Below are 20,202 nucleotides of genomic sequence, written 5' to 3'. Positions count from 1 at the left end.
TTCCACAAGAAAATTCAAGTTTTTATATTTGAGGTTTAAATTATATTCATGTCAATGAACCTGGAGAGACGTGTCGCTGCGCGGTTCTCAGCATTTTCCCTAGTCTGCGAGAACAGCCGTACATCAGGCTGGTCGCCCTTTTTTGGGTGCCAGCTCAACGGCCACCGCCTTTGTAACCGTTTGTTGCCCAGGCAGCGATCCACCATAACTGACCGGCTGGTATTCTCTGGATGAGCCGATCAGGATTTTTTCCTATTGCCAAGCAGGCCCTTCATATGCAAGTGCACGAAAACCTGCTTTTTAAAATTTTTCTTTACAAAGCTCGAACACTGCCTATATAATCATTTTCTTTGCTGGTCCCCGATAGCTCAGTCGGTAGAGCGACGGACTGTTAATCCGCAGGTCACAGGTTCGAGCCCTGTTCGGGGAGCCACTTATACCGAAACGCCCGTTTGGCATACACGCCAAGCGGGCGTTTTTCATTGTGTCGCGGCAGCACAGCTACGCCCAGAGCGATGCAGTTCCGCTCTCCCGCGGGGTTGAAGGATTTCGACGGCGCTGGCGGGCCAGCCGGCTATCGGCGCCGGCCCTCGGGGAGCTGATCCGCTCCCCCTTGCGCCAGCGTGATCAGGCGCCCACGACGCCTCCGTCCGTGCGCCAGATCACCACGGCGGCCGGGCGCGGCCGGCTGGCCTTCCCGCCGTCCGGCCAGGTGGACACGGCGGTGGGCGTCTTCTGGGAAGCTTCCACATCCATGCCCTCGCCGGGATGCTGGATATTGGTGAACACATAGCGCTGATCCGGCGTCCAGGTAATGCCGGGCACCTCGCAGCCCTTGGGCCCGACCAGGAATCGGCGCACCTGCTTGCTGGCCGGATCGGCGATCAGCATCTGGTTGTTGCCATGCCCCTCGTACTTGCCCTTGTTGGAATAGTTGCCATCGGTCTGGATCCACAGGCGCCCCTGCGCATCAAAGGCCAGGCCATCCGGGCTGTTGAAGGCATTGTCCTTGGTGACGTTGGCCGAGCCGCGCAAGGGGTCGCCTTCGGCGTGGATATGCGGATTGCCTGCCAGCAGAAAAATGTCCCACTCGAAGGTGTCCTGGCCAGGGTCGCCGTTCTTGTCCCGCCAGCGCACGATCTGCCCGTAGGGGTTTTCCACGCGCGGATTGGCGGCATCCACCCCGGGGTGCTTGGGGCCGCCCGGCCAGCGCGCCTTGTCCTTGCCGCGGTCGCTGTTGTTGGTCAGGGTGACGTAGGCCTCGCGCGTCACCGGATGCACGGCCACCCACTCCGGGCGGTCCATGGACGTGGCGCCCACCGCATCGGCGGCCTGGCGGGTCTTGATCAGCAGCTCGCCCATGTCGGCGAACAGGTCGCCCAGCGTGCGTCCGTCCGTGGTGGGCGTATCCAGCACCAGCGGAATCCAGCGCCCCGACCCGGCGCCGTCCTTTGCGCCGCCTTCGGAACTGAACTGCGCCACATATAGCACGCCGCTGTCCAGCAACAGGCGGTTGCGGGCCGGCTGGGCAGGATCGAAACGGCCCTCGGACACGAACTTGTAGATGTATTCACTGCGTTGATCGTCACCCATGTAGACCACGACGCGTTTGTCGTCGGCTAGCGTCATGGCGGCGTTTTCATGCTTGAAGCGGCCCAGCGCGGTCAGCTTCTTGGGCGTGGAATGCGGATCGAAGGGATCGATCTCCACGATCCAGCCGAAACGGTTGCTTTCATTGGGCTCGCGAGTCCAGTCAAAACGGGCGTCGTGCGTATCCCAGCGATAGTCGGCATCCGCTGCCTTGCTGCCGCCCTTGTAGCGTTGCAGGTGCGCCTGCTGGGCCGCATCATGGTAGTTCACCGCCTTCTCGTCCTGCTCGCCGATCCCGAAGTAGTCCGTGAAATTCTCTTCACAGGTCAGATACGTGTTCCAGAGGGTGTAGCCATTGCCGCAGTTGCCGAAGGTTCCCAGCACCTGACGGCCCGAGGCGTCCGCGCCGGTCTTGAGCAAGGCATGGCCGGCCGCCGGCCCGACCATGACCATGGGCGTATTGCCGTTGATGCTGCGATTGAAGGGCGAATCCAGCACCGGCTCCCAACCCTTGTCGCCATTGAGGCGGATGTGCACGACCGAGGCGCCCTGCGCATGCTGGGACTTGCGCACCCAGTCGGCGTTCCACTTCTCGTTGGCCGGCACCACGCCTTCCGGGAAAAAGAAATGCGGGGTGATGTATTCATGGTTGGTCACCAGCAGGCCTTCGCGGCTGTTGCTGCCCGGCTGGCTGCCGCTGGCGTCGATGGGAAAGAAATGCATGCCGTCGTGGTTGTAGCCCACTTGCTGAGCCTGGACCTCGCCGCCATCCGACGCGTCGCCCTTGAAAGGAGCGGAATGCGTGAACAGGGGATCGCCCCAGCGATTGATCACCTGGTGCGCATAGCCTGGCGGCAGGACCACCGCGTCATCCGTGCCCGCCGGCACCGCCGCAAAACCGATGGAAGGCGCGCCCTGCGGGGCGCCGGCCGGCGACGCGGCAGGCGTGGCGGCCTGCGCGGACCGGGACAGCCCGGCGCCCAGCCCCAGGAAGCCCAGCGCGCCCGCGCCCAGGCCGCTTTTGAGGAAACGGCGGCGCGAGGCCACGCGCGCCACCACGTCTTCGAATGTTTCCGCCGCGCCCGGGTTGGCGGCGATATCGTCCAGGTCCAGTTCTTTCATGATGCAGTCCTTTGCAGTGGGTTTATCGGGGTTGCCTTGTCCCAGGCTTGCCCGCCACGCTCAAGGATGCGAAACCTATATGACATGCATGTGAAAGCCCTCCGGCCGCCCGGGCCCTGCGGACCGTCGCGCCCGATACCGACAATCACGCCCGCAGGCCCGATTCCCCCGTACAATCGGCACAGTCCAAGCTTCTGGAAAACGTCCTATGTCCATACGGCCCATTCTGCAGTTCCGCACGTTCCTGCTTCTTCTGACCGCAGTGTCCGCCGCCTTCCTCTGGATCCTGCTGCCTTTCTACGGCGCCGTCTTCTGGAGCGCCGTCCTGGCCATCCTGTTCGCGCCCGTGCAGCGCAAGCTGCTGGCCAGGACCCGGGGCCGGCGCTCCCTGTCCGCGCTGATCAGCCTGCTCATCATCGTGCTGATCGTCATCATCCCCGTCACCCTGATCTCCATTTCCCTGGTGCAGCAGATCGCCACCCTGTACGACCTGATGAACAGCGGCCAGCTCAACCCCGGCGCCTACCTGCAGAAGATCCTGAACGCCCTGCCCCCCAGCGCGCACGAACTGGCGGCCCGCTTCGGCCTGGACAACTTCGCCTCCCTGCAGGAAAGATTCTCCCAGTTCGCCGTCCAGGGCGGACAATTCCTGACCAAGCAGGCGGTCAACGTCGGCCAGAACACCTTCCAGTTCCTGGTCAGCATGGGCATCATGCTGTACATGCTGTTCTTCCTGCTGCGCGACGGCGTGGAGCTGGGCCGGCACTGCCGCCAGCTGATCCCGCTCAGCGAAGACCAGAAGACCCACCTGTTCCGCAAGTTCACCACCGTGGTGCGCGCCACCGTCAAGGGCAATATCGCCGTGGCCGCCACCCAGGGCGCGCTGGGCGGAGTCATATTCTGGTTCCTGGACATCCAGGGCGCCCTGTTCTGGGGCGTGCTCATGGCGCTGCTGTCGCTGCTGCCCGCCGTGGGCGCCTCGCTGATCTGGGCTCCGGTCGCCGTCTACTTCTTCGTTTCCGGCAATTACTTCGAAGGCATCGTGCTGACCGCCTTCGGCATCTTCGTCATCGGCCTGGTGGACAATCTGCTGCGCCCCCTGCTGGTGGGCAAGGACACCAAGATCCCGGACTACATCATCCTGATCTCCACCCTGGGCGGCCTGTCCATCTTCGGCCTGAACGGCTTTGTGATCGGCCCGCTGATCGCCGCCATGTTCATCGCCTGCTGGGACCTGTTCCCCTCCGCCATCCGCGCTCGCGAGGAGGCGGACGAACCGCCGGCGAACCAGCCATGAGCGCCGGTTGATGGCTGGAATGATGGATATTCACCAAGCCCTGCACTCTCGGGCTTGGTGAATCCCTATGGACACCAGCAAGGCGAGCGCAGCAAAACCGCCCGCCAGCCACAGATTCGTCGTCAGGCCGAATCCAAGGCGGCAGCAAGTCCGGATGGGCCGAGCGCGCGCAGGCGCTGATGCGCCCGGAGCGCCGCCAGCAGAACCAGGGCGCCGGCGCACACTGCGACAATGAACCCGGCCCGCGCGCCCTCTTCATCCACGACATGGCCCGACGCCGCCGCGCCCAAGGCCACGCCAATGTTCAGCCCGGCCAGCAGCCAGGTCATGCCTTCGGTCAGGCGGCGCTCGGGCACCAGGCGCTCAGCCAGCGACATGGCCACGATCATGGTGGGCGCGAAGGACAAGCCTGCCAGCAGCACAGAGGCGGCCAGTGCAGCGATGTTGCCGACCAGCAGCAGGGGCAGCGCGGCCGCGGCCGTTGCCACGCCGCCCAGCAACAACAGGCGATGCAAGGGAGTCTGCAGCTTGAGCGCGCCGAACAGCAGACCGCTCAAACAGGAGCCCATGGCATAAGCCGACAAGACCAGGCTCGCGGCTGCCGGTCGGCCCAGTTGTTCAGCGAAGGCCACGCTGACGATATCCACAGTGCCGACGATGACGCCCATCGCCACCATCAGCAGCGTCAGCAAGCGCATGCCTGCCACGCGGATCACCGGCTCCGAACGGTCTGCGGCAGCCTCGTGCGCCTGGACGGGCGGCTCGGTGCCGCGCTGCGCGACCAAGGCGACCACGCCAAGCATCAGCAACAAGGCCGCCGCCAGCAGGCCGGCCTGGGGAAACGCCGCCACGGACAGTCCCACCGACAGCGGCGGCCCGACGATGAAGGTGACTTCATCGAGTACCGTTTCCAGCGAATAGGCGGTCTGCAGGCGTGACTGGCCTCGGTAGATTGCCGTCCAGCGCGCCCGCACCATCGCCGACATGCTGGGCATGGAACCGGCCAGCAGCGCACCGAGGAACAAGGTCCAGTCAGGCGCTTGCAGACCGGCGGCGGCGATCAGGAGCAGCATGCCGATGGACGCTGACGCCCACGGCTGCGGGCAGCACGCGGCCTTGCCCGTGGCCATCCACCAGGCAGGATGTCTGCGGCAACAGCAGCGCGTAGGTCAGCACGAAAGTGGCGGACACGGCTCCCGCCAGCGCATAGCTGCCGCGCAGTTGCGACAACATGGTGATGATGCCGATGCCCGTCATCGGCAGGGGAATCCGCGCCAGCAGGCCCGCCAGGACAAAGCCCTTGGCGCCGGGTGCGGCGAAAAGTTCTCGATAAGGATTGGACAATTTGCTCTCCAGGGTGCATCCGCTTGTCATGCCATGACGCTGCGACGATAATACATACAGTGTGTATGAATAAGATCATATATTCATACGCAACGTATGTAAATAAACATGCAACTCGTATGTAAGGGGAAAGTGGATGGCCCGCCGCACTCGCGCCGAAATGGAAGCAACCCGTGCCACACTGCTGGCAACAGCCCGCAAGGTTTTCTGCGAACGCGGCTACGCTGACGCCTCCATGGACGATCTCACCGCGCAGGCGGGCTTGACGCGCGGTGCGCTCTATCATCACTTCGGCGACAAAAAGGGTTTGCTGGCTGCGGTGGTGGAACAGATCGACGCCGAGGTGGATGCGCGCCTGCAGGAGATCTCCGCCACGGCTGAGGATGCCTGGGAAGGTTTCCGCAAGCGCTGCCACGCCTATCTTGAAATGGCGCTGGAGCCCGAAATCCAGCGTATCGTGCTGCGCGATGCCAGGGCGGTGCTGGGCGGCGCTTCGCCGCAGTCCCAGCGCCATTGTGTCGAGTCGATGCGGCGATTGATCGACAATCTGATTCAACAGGGCGTGATGGCCGAGGCCGACCCCCAAGCGCTGGCATCGCTGATATACGGCAGCCTGGCTGAGGCGGCGTTCTGGATCGCCGATGGCGAAGACGGCAATTCACGATTGAAGCGAGGCGCCACCGCGCTGGAACTGCTGCTGCAGGGCTTGTTGGCCAAGCCATGAACTCGGGAGGCGAATGGGCTGTACCCTTCCCTCCCGTTCAATCGGAAAATCAACGCGCCTTGTTGCGCCTTGCCTCAATGGCGCGACAAGGCACAGCCCACATCCTGTGACGCCGGCTGTCCATCGCCTGCAGGCGTCGCGTCAGGTGATCAGCACCGGCAGAAACAAGATCCAGATGTTGACCGCCAGCGCCAGGAACCACACCAGCGAACGCAGCGTCCCCTTGCCCGACAGGTACATCAACAGATACACCACGCGCAACACCAGCCAGGCGATCATCAAGCTTTCCACACGCTGGACGTCCGCCCCCGACCACAGGGAGACCAGCACCGCGGCGTAGAAAAAGGGCAAGGCCTCGAAGGCGTTCGCCTGGCCCGCATTGGCGCGCGCCCGCCAGCCTGTCAGGCCGGCCAGCCAGGGCCGGGGGTTGTTGTTGTCAAAACCCTTGCCGCCTGCCTTGGCGCAGATCGCCGCCATCCACGGCAGGAAAGCCGCCACCAGAAAACCGATCTTGATCCCGAGCATCGCCGTCCCCTTCCCAAGTCCTGAAAACGCCAACATAGCACGCGCCGCTTGAAAACGCCGAGCAGGATTTACAAAAACAAAAAATTCAGGCTATACTTCATGTCTTCGGTTAGCCGGTGTAGCTCAGTCGGTAGAGCAGCTCATTCGTAATGAGAAGGTCGAGGGTTCGATTCCTTTCACCGGCACCAACCAACTTGAACCCATTGATTCCCAACAATCAATATCAAGAAAATCAAGGGTTCAGCTTCCTTGCCATGGAAGCATTTGATGGCCTGCTTTCAACTTTTCAACGCCTGAGGCCCCAAGCAGGCCCTACGGCAGGCCCCACGAAAATAGGCATATGGCAAGCATCACACGACGTGCGGGCTATCGCGCCCAGATCAAGCTCGTTCTTCGTCCTTGCGCGTCCTACGCCTGGGAAAGCGAATCGCTTCCAGCAAAACGTGAGGCCATAGCCTCAAGCTTGCGCTTGCGAGAAATCGCCTTGGCGGCCTCGAGCCAGGGCAAGCTTAGGTCATCGTCCAGCGGCAACACATACTGGCGCGCCAACCGGCCGACGGTCTTAAGCCCATGAGCTAGGTCGCCTTTGGCGGTGAGTCTGCGGCAGGCCGCAAGAAATGGTGTCTCAGCACCTTCTTGGGTGGCGCCCTTTAAACATCGAAGCGACAGCAAAATTCGCGAAAAATTCAGGCATAAAAATTACGGGTTTCAGCCCTTCAATCGCCGAAAAAGTGTCCCAGGCGTCCACAGCCCTCGGCGCCCCCAGCGTCCGCCAAAAAGAGGCCCAATCAATAAAACCAACTGTATAATTCGCAGTTACGCGGCTGGCGGAACAATAGGAGAATCGAAAACAACATAGTCTCCTGATGACTCGCTATCGGCGGGCAACTACGTAATTACGGTTTAATTTGATTCTATTTATTTTTCACGTATTGACAATAACGAGTACGCAAAGCGTTTGCAACGCATGCTTACTGAATACAGGCTGGCAATTCGAGCAATACCCGAAAAAAACAGCCCATAACCCCCCAATTTTACGCCTAATAGGGAATTCCATAGCCTAGGGCGTTTTTTAAAGTTTGGCATAGCCAAGAATTTTGGACGCTTTCTTTGGCTTGGCAAGGCATGAACTTCGAGTCACCTCAAAGCATCCTGCCGTCCTTTTGCTTAACATGAGGCTCGAGTATTCGCATGCGCAATCTTCTTCTTAAGACGCTATTTTTCGCTCAAGTTGCCATACAAGCAACAGCATACGCTCAAGAATGGAACGGCCCGTTTGGGGTCGAGATGGGGCTGACAGAAGAACAATTAAGAAAAAAAATCCCAGAGCTGAAAAAGGTGACTGACTTCAGCTTCGTCTTCACTACCGCTCCAAAGCACTTTCCTGGCACCAGTTTTTATATCGCACTAATAAGCAAAAAATCTGGACTGTGCTCCATTTCCGCCCACTTGACCGTCAAGAGTTCTGTGTTCGGCGATGCTGTAAGAGAAAAATTCAGCTTCATACAAAGCTCCTTAACCGACAAGTACGGGACGCCAACCCGCTCTTTTGACTTCCTTCGAAACGGGAGCCTTTGGACCGACCCCGAGGATTGGATGATAGGGCTTATAAAAAAGGAACGTATCTTGGCTTCTTTCTGGACAAAGCCTGAAGATCCCAGCGGGAAGACATCTTTGCCATCCACGCTAAATGGGATAGCCCTTGAAGCCACCGCAGAAAGGATTAGCGCTGCTGATATAACCATCGGCTATGAGTTTGCTAATTTCGCCACATGCTCCGAAGAGCTTAAGAAAAGTCGAACCGACGTACTTTAAAACCAAAGCACACTTCAAGCACACCTCAGCCGCCGCCTAACTAGGCGGTTTTTTTGCTCGACCTACCCTACAGGCCTGCGAAATGCCTGCTCTTCGCCAAACTAAAAGGACGATGTAAAAAAGCGTTGCCAATGTCCGTTCAAAGCTCTTTAGCAACTCACACATCAATAGCAGCCGCAGCCTGTCTACAAGGTGCGGCATCCCTTCTGCATCCGGTCCGGCCAAACAATCACCGACTAGCAAACACGCAACTCAGGCTCCATCTCCAACCCAAAGTTGCATAAGACCACGGCGGCGGCGCCGAGATTTTTACGCATGCCGTCATCCAGCTTGCGCAGGGAATGCCCATTGAGCGCGCCAAACGGATTGTTCTGTTGATCACGGAGTACGTCCATGGCTTGGCTGGTATAGTCCTGCACATCCATGATTGTGTAATAAGGCAGCTCTCCGAAGATCGCTAAAACCTTGCTCACCCTGACGCTCAACTGACGCAAGAGTGTGCACACATCGAACCGATGTTCATTATCCACGGCTCTGCGCAGACGAAACAGCATCTCCTCCCCTATGATTTCGTTAGCCCGAAGAGAATATGCTGATTCAAACGACCAACTGACCTGTCCCAGCACGGCCAGGGCATCCCTCTTGGCGAGGGCCTCATTCTGCGACTGAGCGGTCATTCGAAACAGGGCCTGTCGGGCGCGACTCGAGTTCTCGGGCAGCAGTACGGACCGCAGTTTTTTCAGCTCGTCCGCCGACAATTTTTTGAAATACTGGTCCAGCATGTACTCATTGTCGGAAACCTTTATCAATTGCGCACACAGCTTGTGCGGATCCACTGGGTGGGCGTCCAGCAGATCAACGACCTTCGACAAAGGTTCATGCACGTAACGACAGACCACCCGCTGATCCACGGCTTTTGCAACATCCCGCAATACACAGGCCGCCTGTATACGCAACGCATCATCTTCACGAGGCGAAATCATGTCCAGAACGGCTTTGCACGCTTCCTGCCTGCTCAGTACCCCGCGGGTCAGAGCCACAAGATCGAATTCTTTTAGCTCCTCCAGGTAAGTGTCCAGGCAGTACTTCGCTCCCTTTATCAAGTAAAACCCCGCCCCCGACAACGGCGTGTTCAGCTCTTTCAGCGCCTGGGCAATTGCAGAGCAGTGATCGGGGTTGACGAAATGACCTGCCCCATCCACCCTGGCCGTCAGGCTGCCCAGCAAATTGCCGATGAGACGGCTGTTGGCGCGGACCTCAGCACGGGCCTGGACCAATGACTCGCGATGCACCCGCACTTCCGAGGATTCGCCGGTGACGCAAGCTTCCAAAACTGCCCGGCGCCCGGTAAATGACGGGGACGTTTCCGGCGACGGCGCACCGGCGCGGGGGGCGGGAACCGTGCCGCCCTCCTGTTCGGTGAATTGCAGGTTGCCCTTGATTCCCAAGGCACCAGGCTCCAGGTCTGTCCGCCTCAGCGGTGGATCCTGCGGGCTACCCAAGGGAACAATCATCTTATAAGGGTAAAGGGAAAGAAAGGTATTTTGGGATGCTATAAGCATGACGGCCCTTTGCAAGCGATCAAGCCCCGCCCCCGAAACCAGGATCAAGAACGCTGATGGTCTGCGCCACAGACCAAAACACATGATCGTCACAGCGCAGTCGCGGGCATCTCAACGTTTGGTAGCCGACGGCCACCTGGCGCTCCTTCACCGGCGCGTCGAGCAGGTTGCCGGCTCGACCACCGCCCGTTTCTACTGAAACAGATCAAGCTGCAGCGCACCGCCCAGGTCTACGGCGCAGGCGCATACACCCCGGCAGTGTCGAGCGCCGCTCCCGATCCTGATTACCACCTTCTGAAGGAGAAACGCCGATGAGAATCAGCAGGCAAGTCCGCAAAACTTGAACCTGTATCCAAGCTCTTGCATCCATCGGATGGACAACAGGGCAGCAAGCTATCTCATCGTCGCTGTATCGCCGGTCGCTCGCCGATACAGCTCCTTCTCAATCTTGCCCAGCAACTGAGACGCCAGCTGACGGGATGGGTCATTTTCACTACGCGAGATCTGATTCAGCGCCACCAGTTTGGCGCTCTGACTGCCCAGGACCCCGTTGAGCATGGCCCTGATGTCCGCATCTGACAACTCTCTCATGTAAACAGACACGCTGTGCCGCCAACCCACCAGTTTTGATGTATCGTTCTCCGACCACCAGCTCAAACGCGTCAGCAATGAGACAATCCTGGCGCGGCCCTAGCGGTCGTCGCGACGAGCGGTCAGACTGCCCAACAGCTCGCCAAGAATGCAGCTGGTGTCGTAGGCCCGCCCCCTGGCCACGCGCTGCGTCCACACTTCCTCGGGCGGACAGGTGCAACACATTGCCAGGGACCCCCCTATTAAGCGTATGTCCGTCCAGAGCTTGACGAGCACGGAACCGCACGGTGTCCCGCCCTGCTCCACGGAGTACTGCAGGTTGCCAAGCGACCCCAGAGGACTAACCCCCATCTCATTGCGCTTCAGCACCCACGGCGCCTGCGATCGGTGGTCAGCGGACGGAATAGAGGAATTAAGGGATTGAATAGCCATGACCAACTTCCTTAAAAAAGTCAGCCTCCTGCTAAAAGGAGGCATCTAGTACGCATACTGCTTGGCACATGCGTAAAGAATCGATGGCAGCCAGCGCAGATACGGTCCTGCATGGCAAGAGACTGCCGCCGCCCCGGCCCTTCCTCGATACGCGATTCAATCAATCGCCATCGTCCAGCTTCAAAATCGGCGCCCTGCTTTGCTGTGTACGGCAAGTTGCCGACTCGAAATTTGAGTAACCGTCGTATGCCTCGCGTTCCTTTAGCGACACGTCGAACGCCTTGCCGGCTCGGCCTCACCCTCTTCGTACAAAAACAGATCAGCCTACAGCCCCCCAGCCCGGCCAACGCCAAGGATTTCAGCGTTACAAAAAAAGAAACAAGCGCGGAAAATGCTCTTATTAAACACCGATGCCGACCGTAAAACGGTACTCTTTCCCAGCCTGCGCGGCAGGCTACAAGACCAGATCATGAGGGGAGTCCGTGGAAACAAAAGTAAACGGCCGGAGCACGCGTCGCGCCTGGCATAAAGAACAGACAAAGACCAATGGGAAGTTCAAGCTGAACGCACTGGCCGGCGTCCTGGCCTGCCTGTGCGCGGGTCCGCTGATGGCCCAAAACAATAGTCCGGACTCTTTCATCACGCCCGAGTTCATGGCCGCTCACACACTGCTGGACATACGCGCCCAGTACGCCTACGCCAAGGGCTACACCGGACAGGGCGTGCTGATCGCCGTGGTGGACGACGGACTGGATATCCATCACCCCGAATTCGCCGGCCGGGTCTCGCCCCATATGGCCAACTTCCTGACCAAGGGTGGCCCTTCCTACGTCGGCCGTCTGCCCGGCGACAAGAAATTCAGCCACGGCACGCACGTGGCCGGCATCGCCGCCGCCGCCCGCGACGGCCATGGCATGCATGGCGTCGCCTATGATGCGCAGGTCCTGCCCTTGCGCATCCTGGGGCCGGCCGACCCCCAAGCCAATGCCGAAGCTGAAGCATTTAAACGCGCCATCGCTCAAGGCGCCGGAGTGCTCAATGGCAGTTACGGCCCCTCCTCCTATCCGCCAGCGATGATCGAGGATCCCGAAACTGGGGCAAAAACGCCCAACCCACATTACCGGGTCATCAATTTCCTGCCCGTGGTGTCGAACATCGAAGCCGACTATCAGGCTGTCCTGAGCGCAGCGAATGCCGACATCGTCATGGTGTTTGCAGCCGGCAATGAATACGGCGCACAGCCGATTTCCAGCTCCTCTCCCAGCGGCAACGCCCTGCTGCCGGCGCTGACGCCCGAGAACACCCGGAAAGGCTGGTACCGCTTCCTTGTCAATGAAGACGACCCCAAGCTCGACCTCAACAATCCGGATACCTGGGTTGTGAACGACGTCAATGATCCTGATCTGCTCGAGCTGGACTACTCCAATCTGCAAGGGTCATTGATCGCCGTGGTGGCCGTCGACCGGAACGGGGAGATAAGCAGCTACAGCAATCGCTGCGGTTATGCGCAATTGTGGTGCATCGCGGCTCCCGGCGGCGACGCTCCGACAATCGGCTACGCCCCCAAGGACTCATTGATCTTCTCCACCATGCCGGACGGCGGGTACGGTTACATGGCGGGCACGTCCATTGCGGCCCCTGTCGTCAGCGGAGCGGCCGCCGTACTGCGCCAGGCTTTTCCTTACATGACGGCGCGGCAGATCATCGAGGTACTGCTCACCTCGGCCAACAACCGCGACAAGAACTGGGGAGACCGCGACATCTACGGCTGGGGCATGCTGGACCTGGGACGCGCCGTGGGCGGCCCGGTGCAATTGGGCGCCGAAGGGTTCCCAGAAATATTCCATGCCGACACCAAAGGGTTCGATTCCGTCTGGAGCAACGACATCAGCGGCAAAGGCGGCCTGATCAAGTCCGGCTCGGGCCAGCTCGTGCTGAGCGGCGCCAACACCTATCAGGGCGCCACCAAGGTGGAGGCCGGCAAGCTCACCGTGAACGGAACACTGCGCCATTCGGACCTCACTGTCGAGCGCGATGGCGCCCTGGGCGGCACCGGCACCCTCGGCAATGTGACTGCCGCGGGTACGGTGCAGCCCGGCAACTCCATCGGTACCTTGACCGTGGAAGGCGATTATACGCAGATGGCCGGCTCCACGCTCGAGATCGAAATGGATCCCAATGGACGCTCCGATGTGTTGAACGTCCACGGCACCGCGGACATTCAGGGCGGCGAACTGAAGGTGCTGGGCCTGACGGCCGGTGCGCTGGATCGCGACATTTCCTTCCTGACCGCCGCCCGCCTGGGCGATGGCGGCGGCTTCGACAATGCCGCCAGGCTGGGGCTGCCGTACATAGACATGACGGTGCAGCAGGCCGATACTTCGTTCGCAACGACCAGCCTGCAGCTGGCGGTCCGGCGCAGCAGCCTGCCATTCGCCGCACTGGCGGCAAACGGCAATCAGGCTGCGGTGGCCCAGGCCATCGAACAACAGGGCCGCAGCGGCCTCGAGTACGGCCAGGCCCTGCTGCTGCCCGACGCGCAGGCGGCCGGCCGCCTGTACGGCCAGCTCTCCGGGGAAATCCACGCCTCGACCCTGTCGGCGCTGATCGACACGAGCGGTCTTTTGCGACAGGCGACCCTGGGCAGGCTGGCCCATGCCGATGTAGGCTTCACGAACGCCGCGTCCTCGTCATCCGCTCCCTATGGAGCCTGGGCGCGCGTGCTGGGAAGCTGGGGCGCGCTGGGCGCCAGCGACGAGGCCTCGCGCATGACCCGCTCCATAGGCGGCATGATGTTCGGCGCCGACGCCCGCATCGGCGCGGCAGGCCGCGCCGGACTGGCGGGCGCATTGACACGCTCCTCCTACGGAACCGCCGCCATGGGATCGGCCAAGGCGGACGGCTACCATCTCATGGCCTACGCCAGCACCGCGCAGGGCCCCTGGTCCCTGCGCGGCGGCGCTTCCTACTCGTGGTACGACATCACCACCCAGCGCCAGATCGACTATCAGGGAATGGGCAGGCAGCAGGCCGACTATCAGGCCAGTTCGACCCAGGTTTTCACGGAAGTCGCCTACACCCGCCAGTGGGAAGCAGCGGCACTGGAGCCCTACGCGAATCTGGCCCAGGTCTGGACCCGCAGGGGAAGCCTGGCGGAAGACGGTGCGGCGGGTGCGCTGCAGGGTGATTCGCAGCGCCATTCCACGGCCTTCTCCACCTTGGGATTGCGAGGGCGTTATGATTTTTCCCGGACAGCGGAGCGGCTAGTGGCCGCCACGGCGGGCCTGGGCTGGCGCCACCTGATCGGCAAGAATGCGCCCGACAGCGAGTTGCGATTCGCTTCCGGTCCCGGATTCAGCATCAGCGGCGCCCCCATGGCCCGCGACGCTCTGCTGGCCGAGGCAGGCATCGAATTGACCACCAGCCGCAATAGCCGCTTGAGCCTGCTGTACACCGGCCAGTTTGCCGGCGCCACACGGGACCATGGCATCCAGGCAAGGGCAAGCTGGCAGTTCTGACGCTCGTCTTTGCCGGCAAGCAGGAAACCTTGCCCTGGATATCCTGCTTGCCGCAAGGCCGCCCCTGAGCCTCGCCTGACGGCAACTGCTGACTGCGGATGGACTCGGGTTATGCTGGTCCCGTCGTCATTTGCACGTGGCTGATTGATATGAACGTCAAACGGATAGTCGCCAATATCGTTGCGCCGGACCCCTCCAGGGCAGACGCTTTTTATCGTGATGTACTGGGGCTGGACGTGGTCATGGATCATGGCTGGCTTCGCACCTATGCTTGCCCGGAGAAGATGACGGTGCAGGTAAGCGTTGCAGATCAGGGCGGCTCCGATACGCCCGTCCCCGACTTGTCCATAGAAGTGGACGATCTTCAAGAGGCGCTGGAGCGCGTGCGGCGCGCCGGCATTCCCATCGAATACGGGCCAAGCCGCGAACCGTGGGGAGTGCGACGTTTCTTCCTGCGGGACCCGCTGGGCAAGCTCGTCAATATCCTCCAGCACGAATAAGACCCCAGCGGCGGACGGGGTCATGAATGAAGTCATATATGCATAAAGAAAAAGCGTCGTAGCCCGCCTGGACGGTTTGCCCGAACATGGAAGGCGAGCGCTCGAACATGCGCCCTGAGCCCGGCTTCGGCATTGGCCCATGGCGGCATGCTTCCTTCGTGCGCCCTGCCTTGCATTTCTTCAGGAGCCTCCATGCCCGCTTCAACGTCCGCCGCCCTCGAAACGCCCTCAGCCCCGCAGCAGGCCGCACAAACCCGGGATCACAGGCCGGAATCCCTGCCGGTCATCGATCTGGCCGAGCTCGGCGATTCCTCGCATCACACCCCGGCCCATGCCTGCCTGGCTCGCATCGCACGCGACACAGGCTTCTTTTATCTGGAAGGGCACGGAGTCGAGAGCGCCCGGATAGAGCAGATCGAAACATCGGTCCGCCGTTTCTTTGCGCTCTCCACCGGAGAAAAACAGGAGATTGCCATTGGCAATTCGCGACATTTCCGCGGCTACACCGGCGTCGGGGGCGAGATCACCCGCCTGCGGCCCGATCTGCGCGAACAGATCGACTTCGGCGAAGAACTGCCTGCCATCGCGCAAGCTGAAGATTCTCAGGCCTGGTGGGGATTGCAGGGTCCGAATCAGTGGCCCTCAGCCCTGCCGGAACTGAAGACCGAGATCCTGGCCTGGATGGAAACCTTGCGCGGCGTGGCGACGCGCTTGCTGCGTGCGTTTCTCCTTGCGCTGGAACAGCCGGCAAGTGCACTGGATGCATTGATAGCCGCGCCGCGCAACCACCGCTTGAAAGTCATCCACTACCCTGAGCAGGGCGACATCCGGCCCGGACAGGGCGTAGGACCGCACAAGGACGGCGGCCTGCTGACCTTGTTGCTGCAAGACCAGGTCGGCGGACTTCAAGTCCGGACGGCCCAGGGTTGGCTGGACGTGCCGCCCCGCAAGAACGCCTTTGTAGTGAACATCGGCGAGATGCTGGAACTGGCCACCAATGGCTACCTGCGCGCCAATGTGCATCGCGTGCTCTCTCCCGCGACCGGCCTGAGCCGCTATTCCATCGCCTATTTCTTCTCGCCCAGCCTGCATGCGCAGCACGTCCCCTTGCTGAACCTGCCGCCCTGCTTGGCCAATCAGGCCCGCGGCCCCGAAAGCGATCCGCAGAACCCCTTGTTCAGACATATAGGCACCAACGCCTTGAAGAGCCGCATCCGTTCCCATCATGATGTGGCGCAACGCTTCTATCCTGAACTGCACGCAAGGCATCAAGCGCCGGAGCCCGAGACGCAGGCTTAGGCAGGCGCCGCCAGGTGCTCGTCCACCAGTTCGATCCAGTGCCTGACCCGGGTGCGTCCCGCACTGTTCAAATGATTGCCGCAGGCCATGTTGGCGGTGGCGATCACATCGGGCTGGCTGCTCTCCAGCGCGTCGAGCTTGCGGTCGCGCAGGCGCCGGGCGATGTCGGGTTCGGTCAGGGAATAGGTTCCCGCCGAACCGCAGCACAGATGACCATCCGGCACGGCCCCCAGCTCGAAGCCCAGGCGCGTCAGCACCGCCTCCACCCGCCCGCCCAGCTTCTGGGCGTGCTGCAAGGTGCACGGGCAATGGAAAGCCAGGCGGGGACGCTCCCGCGCGTCCAGGCACGTCTCCAGGGGCAGCTCCTCCAGCACCTCGACCAGATCGCGGGCCAGCTCGCTGACGCGCCTCGCCTTTTCGGCATAGACCGGGTCGTCCTTGAACAGGTCTGCGTATTCCTTGACGAAAGCGCCGCAGCCGCTGGCCGTCTGCACGATGGCCAGCGCCCCCTGCTCGATCTGCGGCCACCAGGCATCGATATTGCGCCTCGCCTGTTCCAGGCCCTGCTCCTGCGCGCCCAGGTGAAAGGACGAGGCTCCGCAGCAGCCCGCCTGCGCAATCGGCGTGACGCTGATGCCCAGCCTGTCCAGTACGCGGGCCGTGGCGGCATTGATGGACGGCGCCATGGCCGGCTGCACGCAGCCTTCCAGCATCAGTACGCGCCGCTCATGGCGCGGGGCCGGCCGGGCCGTGCTGCCGGCATCCTTTTGCGGGATTTTCTCCTTCAGGGAATCGGGCAGGAAGGGGCGCGCGGCCCGGGCCGCGCCCAGCAGCGCCTGCACGCGCCCCGGTTCCGGCAGGATCCGGGCCAGCGCCACGCGCACGGCGCGCGCCTTCAGGGGCCGCTGCACGCGCGGCTCCAGCGCGGAGCGCCCGATATCCAGCAAGGCGTGGTACTTCACGCCCGAAGGACAGGTCGTCTCGCAATTGCGGCAGCTCAGGCAACGGTCCAGATGACGCTGGGTCAGCTCGGAAGTGGCCTCCCCCTCCAGGAACATCTTGATCAGATAGATGCGCCCGCGCGGACCGTCCAGCTCATTGCCCTGGTCCAGGTAGGTGGGACAGGTGGCGTTGCAGAAACCGCAGTGCACGCAGGAGCGCAGAATGGCTTGCGCTTCTTCCGCACGGGGCAGTTGCCGAGCCCAGTCGGTCAAATGTGTTTGCATGTAGCCTCCGATCCGGACGCGGCGAATAGCCGGCCGGGATTGAAGATATGGGAAGGATCGAGCTGATCCTTCAAGCGACGATGCCAGGCCAGCAAGGATTCCGGCAATTCGTCCTGTCCGGCGTCCGGCCCGCTCCAGCAACGGGCATGTCCTTTCAATTCACGTGCCTGTTCATGGATACGTTCAGGCGTGGCGTCGGACTTCAGCCAGAGCTGCGCGCCCCCCCAATCCACCAGCATGGCGCCCGGCCAGCGCTGGGCGGGCGCATCCACCGGCAAGGCGATGCGCCAGAGGCTGCCCGCCCCCTGGAAAAAGGACAGGCGCTGCTCACGCAGCTCGTCCCAGTAGGACGCATCCAATGGTTCGCCGCCCAGTTCCTCGCGCGCCAGGCGCACCGAGCTTTCCCCGCCCTCCAGGCGCACATGCAGGCGCCCGTCCTGCCAGGACATGGCGCTGATGGGGCGGCTCTGGTCGCGCCACTGTCGCAACAGGCCGGCCAGATCCTCATGCGCCGCGTCCAGGACCAGGCTGTGCGTGCTGCGCGGGCGGGGCAGCACTTTGAAGGAAACTTCCGTGATCACGCCCAGGCAGCCTTGCGCGCCCACCATCAGGCGGGACACATCGTAGCCGGCCACGTTCTTCATGACCTGGCCGCCAAAACGCAGATGCGTACCCAGGCCGCTGATCAGCCGGCAGCCCAGCACATAGTCGCGCAAGGAACCGGACCAGGGCCGGCGCGGACCGGACAGGCCGCAAGCCATGGCGCCCCCGACCGTGGCCCGTCCGTCAAATTCGGGCGGCTCGAAAGGCAGCCATTGGCCCTGCTCCCGCAGGACGGCATCGAGCCTGGCCAACGAGGTGCCGGCGCGCACCGTCACCACCAGCTCGGCCGGATCGTAATCGACCACGCCTTCGTGTCCGGCCAGGTTCAAATCCTGCCCTTGCACGGCGCGCCCCAGGAAGCCTTTGCTGTCGCCGCCGCGGATGCGCAAGGGCGTCTTGCTCGCCAGGGCGCTGCGCACCTGTTCCAGCAACTCCGCGCTCCGGTCCCGGCTCGTCTGTTCCATCGCACTCATCAAAAACGCTCCAATTCAGGAAAAGGCAGATGCCCATGATGAATGTGCATGGCGCCGAATTCGGCGCAGCGGTTCAACGTGGGAATGTTCTTGCCGGGGTTGAGCAGGGTCTGCGGATCGAAAGCCGCCTTGACGGCATGGAAGAAACGCAGCTCGTCTTCGTTGAACTGCACGCACATCTGGTTGATCTTCTCGCGGCCCACGCCGTGCTCGCCGGTGATGGTGCCGCCCACCGCCACGCACAGTTCCAGGATCTTGCCGCCGAGCGCCTCGGCGCGCTCCAGCTCGCCCGGCGCATTGGCGTCGAACAGGATAAGGGGGTGCATATTGCCGTCGCCGGCGTGAAACACATTGGCCACGCGCAGGCCGTACTCCTCGGACAGCTCGGCCGTGCGCTTCAGGACGTGGGCCAGCTGGCGCCGTGGAATGGTGCCGTCCATGCAGTAGTAATCGGGCGAGATGCGGCCCACCGCCGGGAAGGCGTTCTTGCGCCCGGCCCAGAAACGCTGGCGCTCCAGCTCATCGCGGGCCACGCGCACTTCCTGCGCGCCAGAATCGAACAGCACCTGCTCGACGCGCTGCACATCGTCCTGCACGTCGGCCAGCGCGCCGTCGATCTCGCACAGCAGAATGGCCTGGGCGTCCACCGGATAGCCCGCCTTGATGAAATCCTCGGCCGCCCGGATGGACATCTGGTCCATCATCTCCAGGCCGGCGGGCACGATGCCCTGCGCGATGATGCGCGCCACGGCGTCGGCCGCTTTCTCGACCTCGTCGAAACTGGCCAGCAGCACCACCGTACAGGGAGGGCGCGCCAGCAGCCGCACCGTGATCTCGGTGACGACGCCCAGCATGCCTTCCGAGCCGGTGAACAGGGCCATCAAGTCGAAGCCGGGGCTGTCCAGCGCCTCCGAGCCCAGCACCAGGCGTTCGCCCGTCACGGTGATGACTTCCAGGCGCAGGATGTTGTGCACGGTCAGGCCGTACTTCAGGCAATGTACGCCGCCCGCATTCTCGGCCACATTGCCGCCGATGGAACAGGCGATCTGGGACGAGGGATCGGGCGCATAGTACAGGCCGTAGGGCTGGGCGGCCTGGGAAATGGCGATATTGCGCACGCCGGGCTGCACGCGGGCGATGCCGGCTTCCGGATCCAGGTGCAGAATGCGGTTCAGGCGCGCCATTACCAGCAAGATGCCCTGCTCCAGGGGCAGCGCTCCGCCGGACAGGCCGGTGCCCGCGCCGCGCGCCACCACCGGCACGCCCATTTCGTGAGCCAGGCGCATCACCGCCTGCACCTGCCTGGCGTCACGCGGCAGCACCACCAGCAAAGGGCGGGTGCGGTAGGCGCTCAGGCCGTCGCACTCGTAGGGCCGCAACTGCTCGTCGGTATGCAGCACGTCCAGGTCCGGAATGTCGTCGCGCAGACGGCTCAGCAGCCGCGTCCTGTCGATGCGGGGCAGCGCGCCGTCCAGTCGTTCGTCGTAGCGCAAGCTCATGGCGCCTCCTGTAGCTAAAGTCTCCTGAGCCGCATGGTCTGTCATGACACCGTGCTTGTCCAGTGCTCGGACAAGAGGTCAG

Annotated in this window: 13 protein-coding genes, 2 tRNA genes and 1 pseudogene; 8 read left to right on the top strand and 8 right to left on the bottom strand. The window is 62.2% G+C overall.

Going from position 1 to position 20,202, the window contains the following annotated elements; genetic code table 11:
- Nucleotides 1-357: 357 nt before the first annotated feature.
- Nucleotides 358-433 (top strand) — tRNA-Asn (locus tag ACWPWO_RS06435).
- A gap of 194 nt (nt 434-627) precedes the next feature.
- On the opposite strand, the gene ACWPWO_RS06430 is transcribed toward ACWPWO_RS06435, so the two are convergent.
- The gene (locus ACWPWO_RS06430) at nt 628-2,712 is read right to left on the bottom strand and encodes a PhoX family protein (protein WP_454005305.1); all 2,085 of its coding nucleotides are present in this window, start codon (nt 2,710-2,712) and stop codon (nt 628-630) included.
- Nucleotides 2,713-2,920: 208 nt separating this feature from the next.
- Between ACWPWO_RS06430 and ACWPWO_RS06425 the strand changes: the two genes are divergently transcribed.
- The gene (locus ACWPWO_RS06425) at nt 2,921-4,009 is read left to right on the top strand and encodes an AI-2E family transporter (protein ID WP_454005303.1); all 1,089 of its coding nucleotides are present in this window, start codon (nt 2,921-2,923) and stop codon (nt 4,007-4,009) included.
- A 122-nt stretch (nt 4,010-4,131) separates the two neighbouring features.
- Here the strand turns inward: ACWPWO_RS06425 and ACWPWO_RS06420 are convergent.
- Nucleotides 4,132-5,353: pseudogene (locus ACWPWO_RS06420) on the bottom strand (MFS transporter).
- Between the two features lie 136 nt (nt 5,354-5,489).
- Between ACWPWO_RS06420 and ACWPWO_RS06415 the strand changes: the two are divergent.
- Nucleotides 5,490-6,077, top strand: a complete 588-nt coding sequence (locus ACWPWO_RS06415; protein WP_454005302.1) for a TetR/AcrR family transcriptional regulator — start codon at nt 5,490-5,492, stop codon at nt 6,075-6,077.
- 141 nt (nt 6,078-6,218) lie between these two features.
- Here ACWPWO_RS06415 and ACWPWO_RS06410 read toward each other — a convergent pair whose 3' ends face one another.
- Nucleotides 6,219-6,602 carry an MAPEG family protein gene (locus ACWPWO_RS06410; RefSeq protein ID WP_454005300.1) on the bottom strand — a complete coding sequence of 128 codons (384 nt, stop codon included), beginning with the start codon at nt 6,600-6,602 and terminating at the stop codon, nt 6,219-6,221.
- 112 nt (nt 6,603-6,714) lie between these two features.
- On the opposite strand from ACWPWO_RS06410, the gene ACWPWO_RS06405 reads away from it, so the two are divergent.
- Nucleotides 6,715-6,790 (top strand) — tRNA-Thr (locus ACWPWO_RS06405).
- A 1,003-nt stretch (nt 6,791-7,793) separates the two neighbouring features.
- Nucleotides 7,794-8,417: a hypothetical protein gene (locus ACWPWO_RS06400; protein WP_454005298.1), complete on the top strand. Its 624-nt coding sequence runs from the start codon at nt 7,794-7,796 to the stop codon at nt 8,415-8,417.
- 236 nt (nt 8,418-8,653) lie between these two features.
- Here ACWPWO_RS06400 and ACWPWO_RS06395 read toward each other — a convergent pair whose 3' ends face one another.
- Together ACWPWO_RS06395 and ACWPWO_RS06390 are read right to left on the bottom strand one after the other, a co-directional pair.
- Nucleotides 8,654-9,979, bottom strand: a complete 1,326-nt coding sequence (locus tag ACWPWO_RS06395; protein WP_454005296.1) for a hypothetical protein — start codon at nt 9,977-9,979, stop codon at nt 8,654-8,656.
- A 393-nt stretch (nt 9,980-10,372) separates the two neighbouring features.
- Nucleotides 10,373-10,648, bottom strand: a complete 276-nt coding sequence (locus tag ACWPWO_RS06390; RefSeq protein ID WP_454005294.1) for a hypothetical protein — start codon at nt 10,646-10,648, stop codon at nt 10,373-10,375.
- An 836-nt stretch (nt 10,649-11,484) separates the two neighbouring features.
- On the opposite strand from ACWPWO_RS06390, the gene ACWPWO_RS06385 reads away from it, so the two are divergent.
- From ACWPWO_RS06385 to ACWPWO_RS06375, 3 genes are all read left to right on the top strand, one after another.
- Nucleotides 11,485-14,520 carry a S8 family serine peptidase gene (locus ACWPWO_RS06385; protein ID WP_454005292.1) on the top strand — a complete coding sequence of 1,012 codons (3,036 nt, stop codon included), beginning with the start codon at nt 11,485-11,487 and terminating at the stop codon, nt 14,518-14,520.
- A 149-nt stretch (nt 14,521-14,669) separates the two neighbouring features.
- Entirely contained in the window at nt 14,670-15,020 is a 351-nt protein-coding gene (locus tag ACWPWO_RS06380; RefSeq protein WP_454005291.1) for a VOC family protein, read from the top strand.
- Between the two features lie 192 nt (nt 15,021-15,212).
- On the top strand, nt 15,213-16,319 hold the full coding sequence (locus ACWPWO_RS06375; RefSeq protein WP_454005289.1) for an isopenicillin N synthase family dioxygenase: 1,107 nt from the start codon (nt 15,213-15,215) through the stop codon (nt 16,317-16,319).
- On the opposite strand, the gene glcF is transcribed toward ACWPWO_RS06375, so the two are convergent.
- The 3 genes from glcF to glcD are packed head-to-tail and all read right to left on the bottom strand — an operon-like array spanning nt 16,316 to nt 20,120.
- The gene (gene glcF, locus ACWPWO_RS06370) at nt 16,316-17,545 is read right to left on the bottom strand and encodes a glycolate oxidase subunit GlcF (RefSeq protein ID WP_454005288.1); all 1,230 of its coding nucleotides are present in this window, start codon (nt 17,543-17,545) and stop codon (nt 16,316-16,318) included. The two genes, ACWPWO_RS06375 and glcF, sit on opposite strands and share 4 nt — an antisense overlap.
- Entirely contained in the window at nt 17,530-18,621 is a 1,092-nt protein-coding gene (gene glcE / locus ACWPWO_RS06365) for a glycolate oxidase subunit GlcE (RefSeq protein ID WP_454005286.1), read from the bottom strand. The genes glcF and glcE overlap by 16 nt, the downstream gene beginning before the upstream one ends.
- Entirely contained in the window at nt 18,621-20,120 is a 1,500-nt protein-coding gene (gene glcD, locus ACWPWO_RS06360; protein WP_454005284.1) for a glycolate oxidase subunit GlcD, read from the bottom strand. The genes glcE and glcD overlap by 1 nt, the downstream gene beginning before the upstream one ends.
- Between the last annotated feature and the right edge of the window lie 82 nt (nt 20,121-20,202).

The organism is Alcaligenes sp. Marseille-Q7550 (assembly GCF_965112015.1).
Note: the sequence above shows the minus strand (reverse complement) of the source record. Positions and strands in the feature narration are given on the sequence as shown.

Coding starts and splice junctions, on each gene's coding strand:
- glcD (WP_454005284.1), bottom strand. CDS start 20,120: ATGAGCTTGCGCTACGACGAACGACTGGACGGCGCGCTGCCCCGCATC.
- ACWPWO_RS06380 (WP_454005291.1), top strand. CDS start 14,670: ATGAACGTCAAACGGATAGTCGCCAATATCGTTGCGCCGGACCCCTCC.
- glcE (WP_454005286.1), bottom strand. CDS start 18,621: ATGAGTGCGATGGAACAGACGAGCCGGGACCGGAGCGCGGAGTTGCTG.
- ACWPWO_RS06395 (WP_454005296.1), bottom strand. CDS start 9,979: ATGCTTATAGCATCCCAAAATACCTTTCTTTCCCTTTACCCTTATAAG.
- ACWPWO_RS06375 (WP_454005289.1), top strand. CDS start 15,213: ATGCCCGCTTCAACGTCCGCCGCCCTCGAAACGCCCTCAGCCCCGCAG.
- ACWPWO_RS06430 (WP_454005305.1), bottom strand. CDS start 2,712: ATGAAAGAACTGGACCTGGACGATATCGCCGCCAACCCGGGCGCGGCG.
- glcF (WP_454005288.1), bottom strand. CDS start 17,545: ATGCAAACACATTTGACCGACTGGGCTCGGCAACTGCCCCGTGCGGAA.
- ACWPWO_RS06410 (WP_454005300.1), bottom strand. CDS start 6,602: ATGCTCGGGATCAAGATCGGTTTTCTGGTGGCGGCTTTCCTGCCGTGG.
- ACWPWO_RS06425 (WP_454005303.1), top strand. CDS start 2,921: ATGTCCATACGGCCCATTCTGCAGTTCCGCACGTTCCTGCTTCTTCTG.
- ACWPWO_RS06400 (WP_454005298.1), top strand. CDS start 7,794: ATGCGCAATCTTCTTCTTAAGACGCTATTTTTCGCTCAAGTTGCCATA.
- ACWPWO_RS06415 (WP_454005302.1), top strand. CDS start 5,490: ATGGCCCGCCGCACTCGCGCCGAAATGGAAGCAACCCGTGCCACACTG.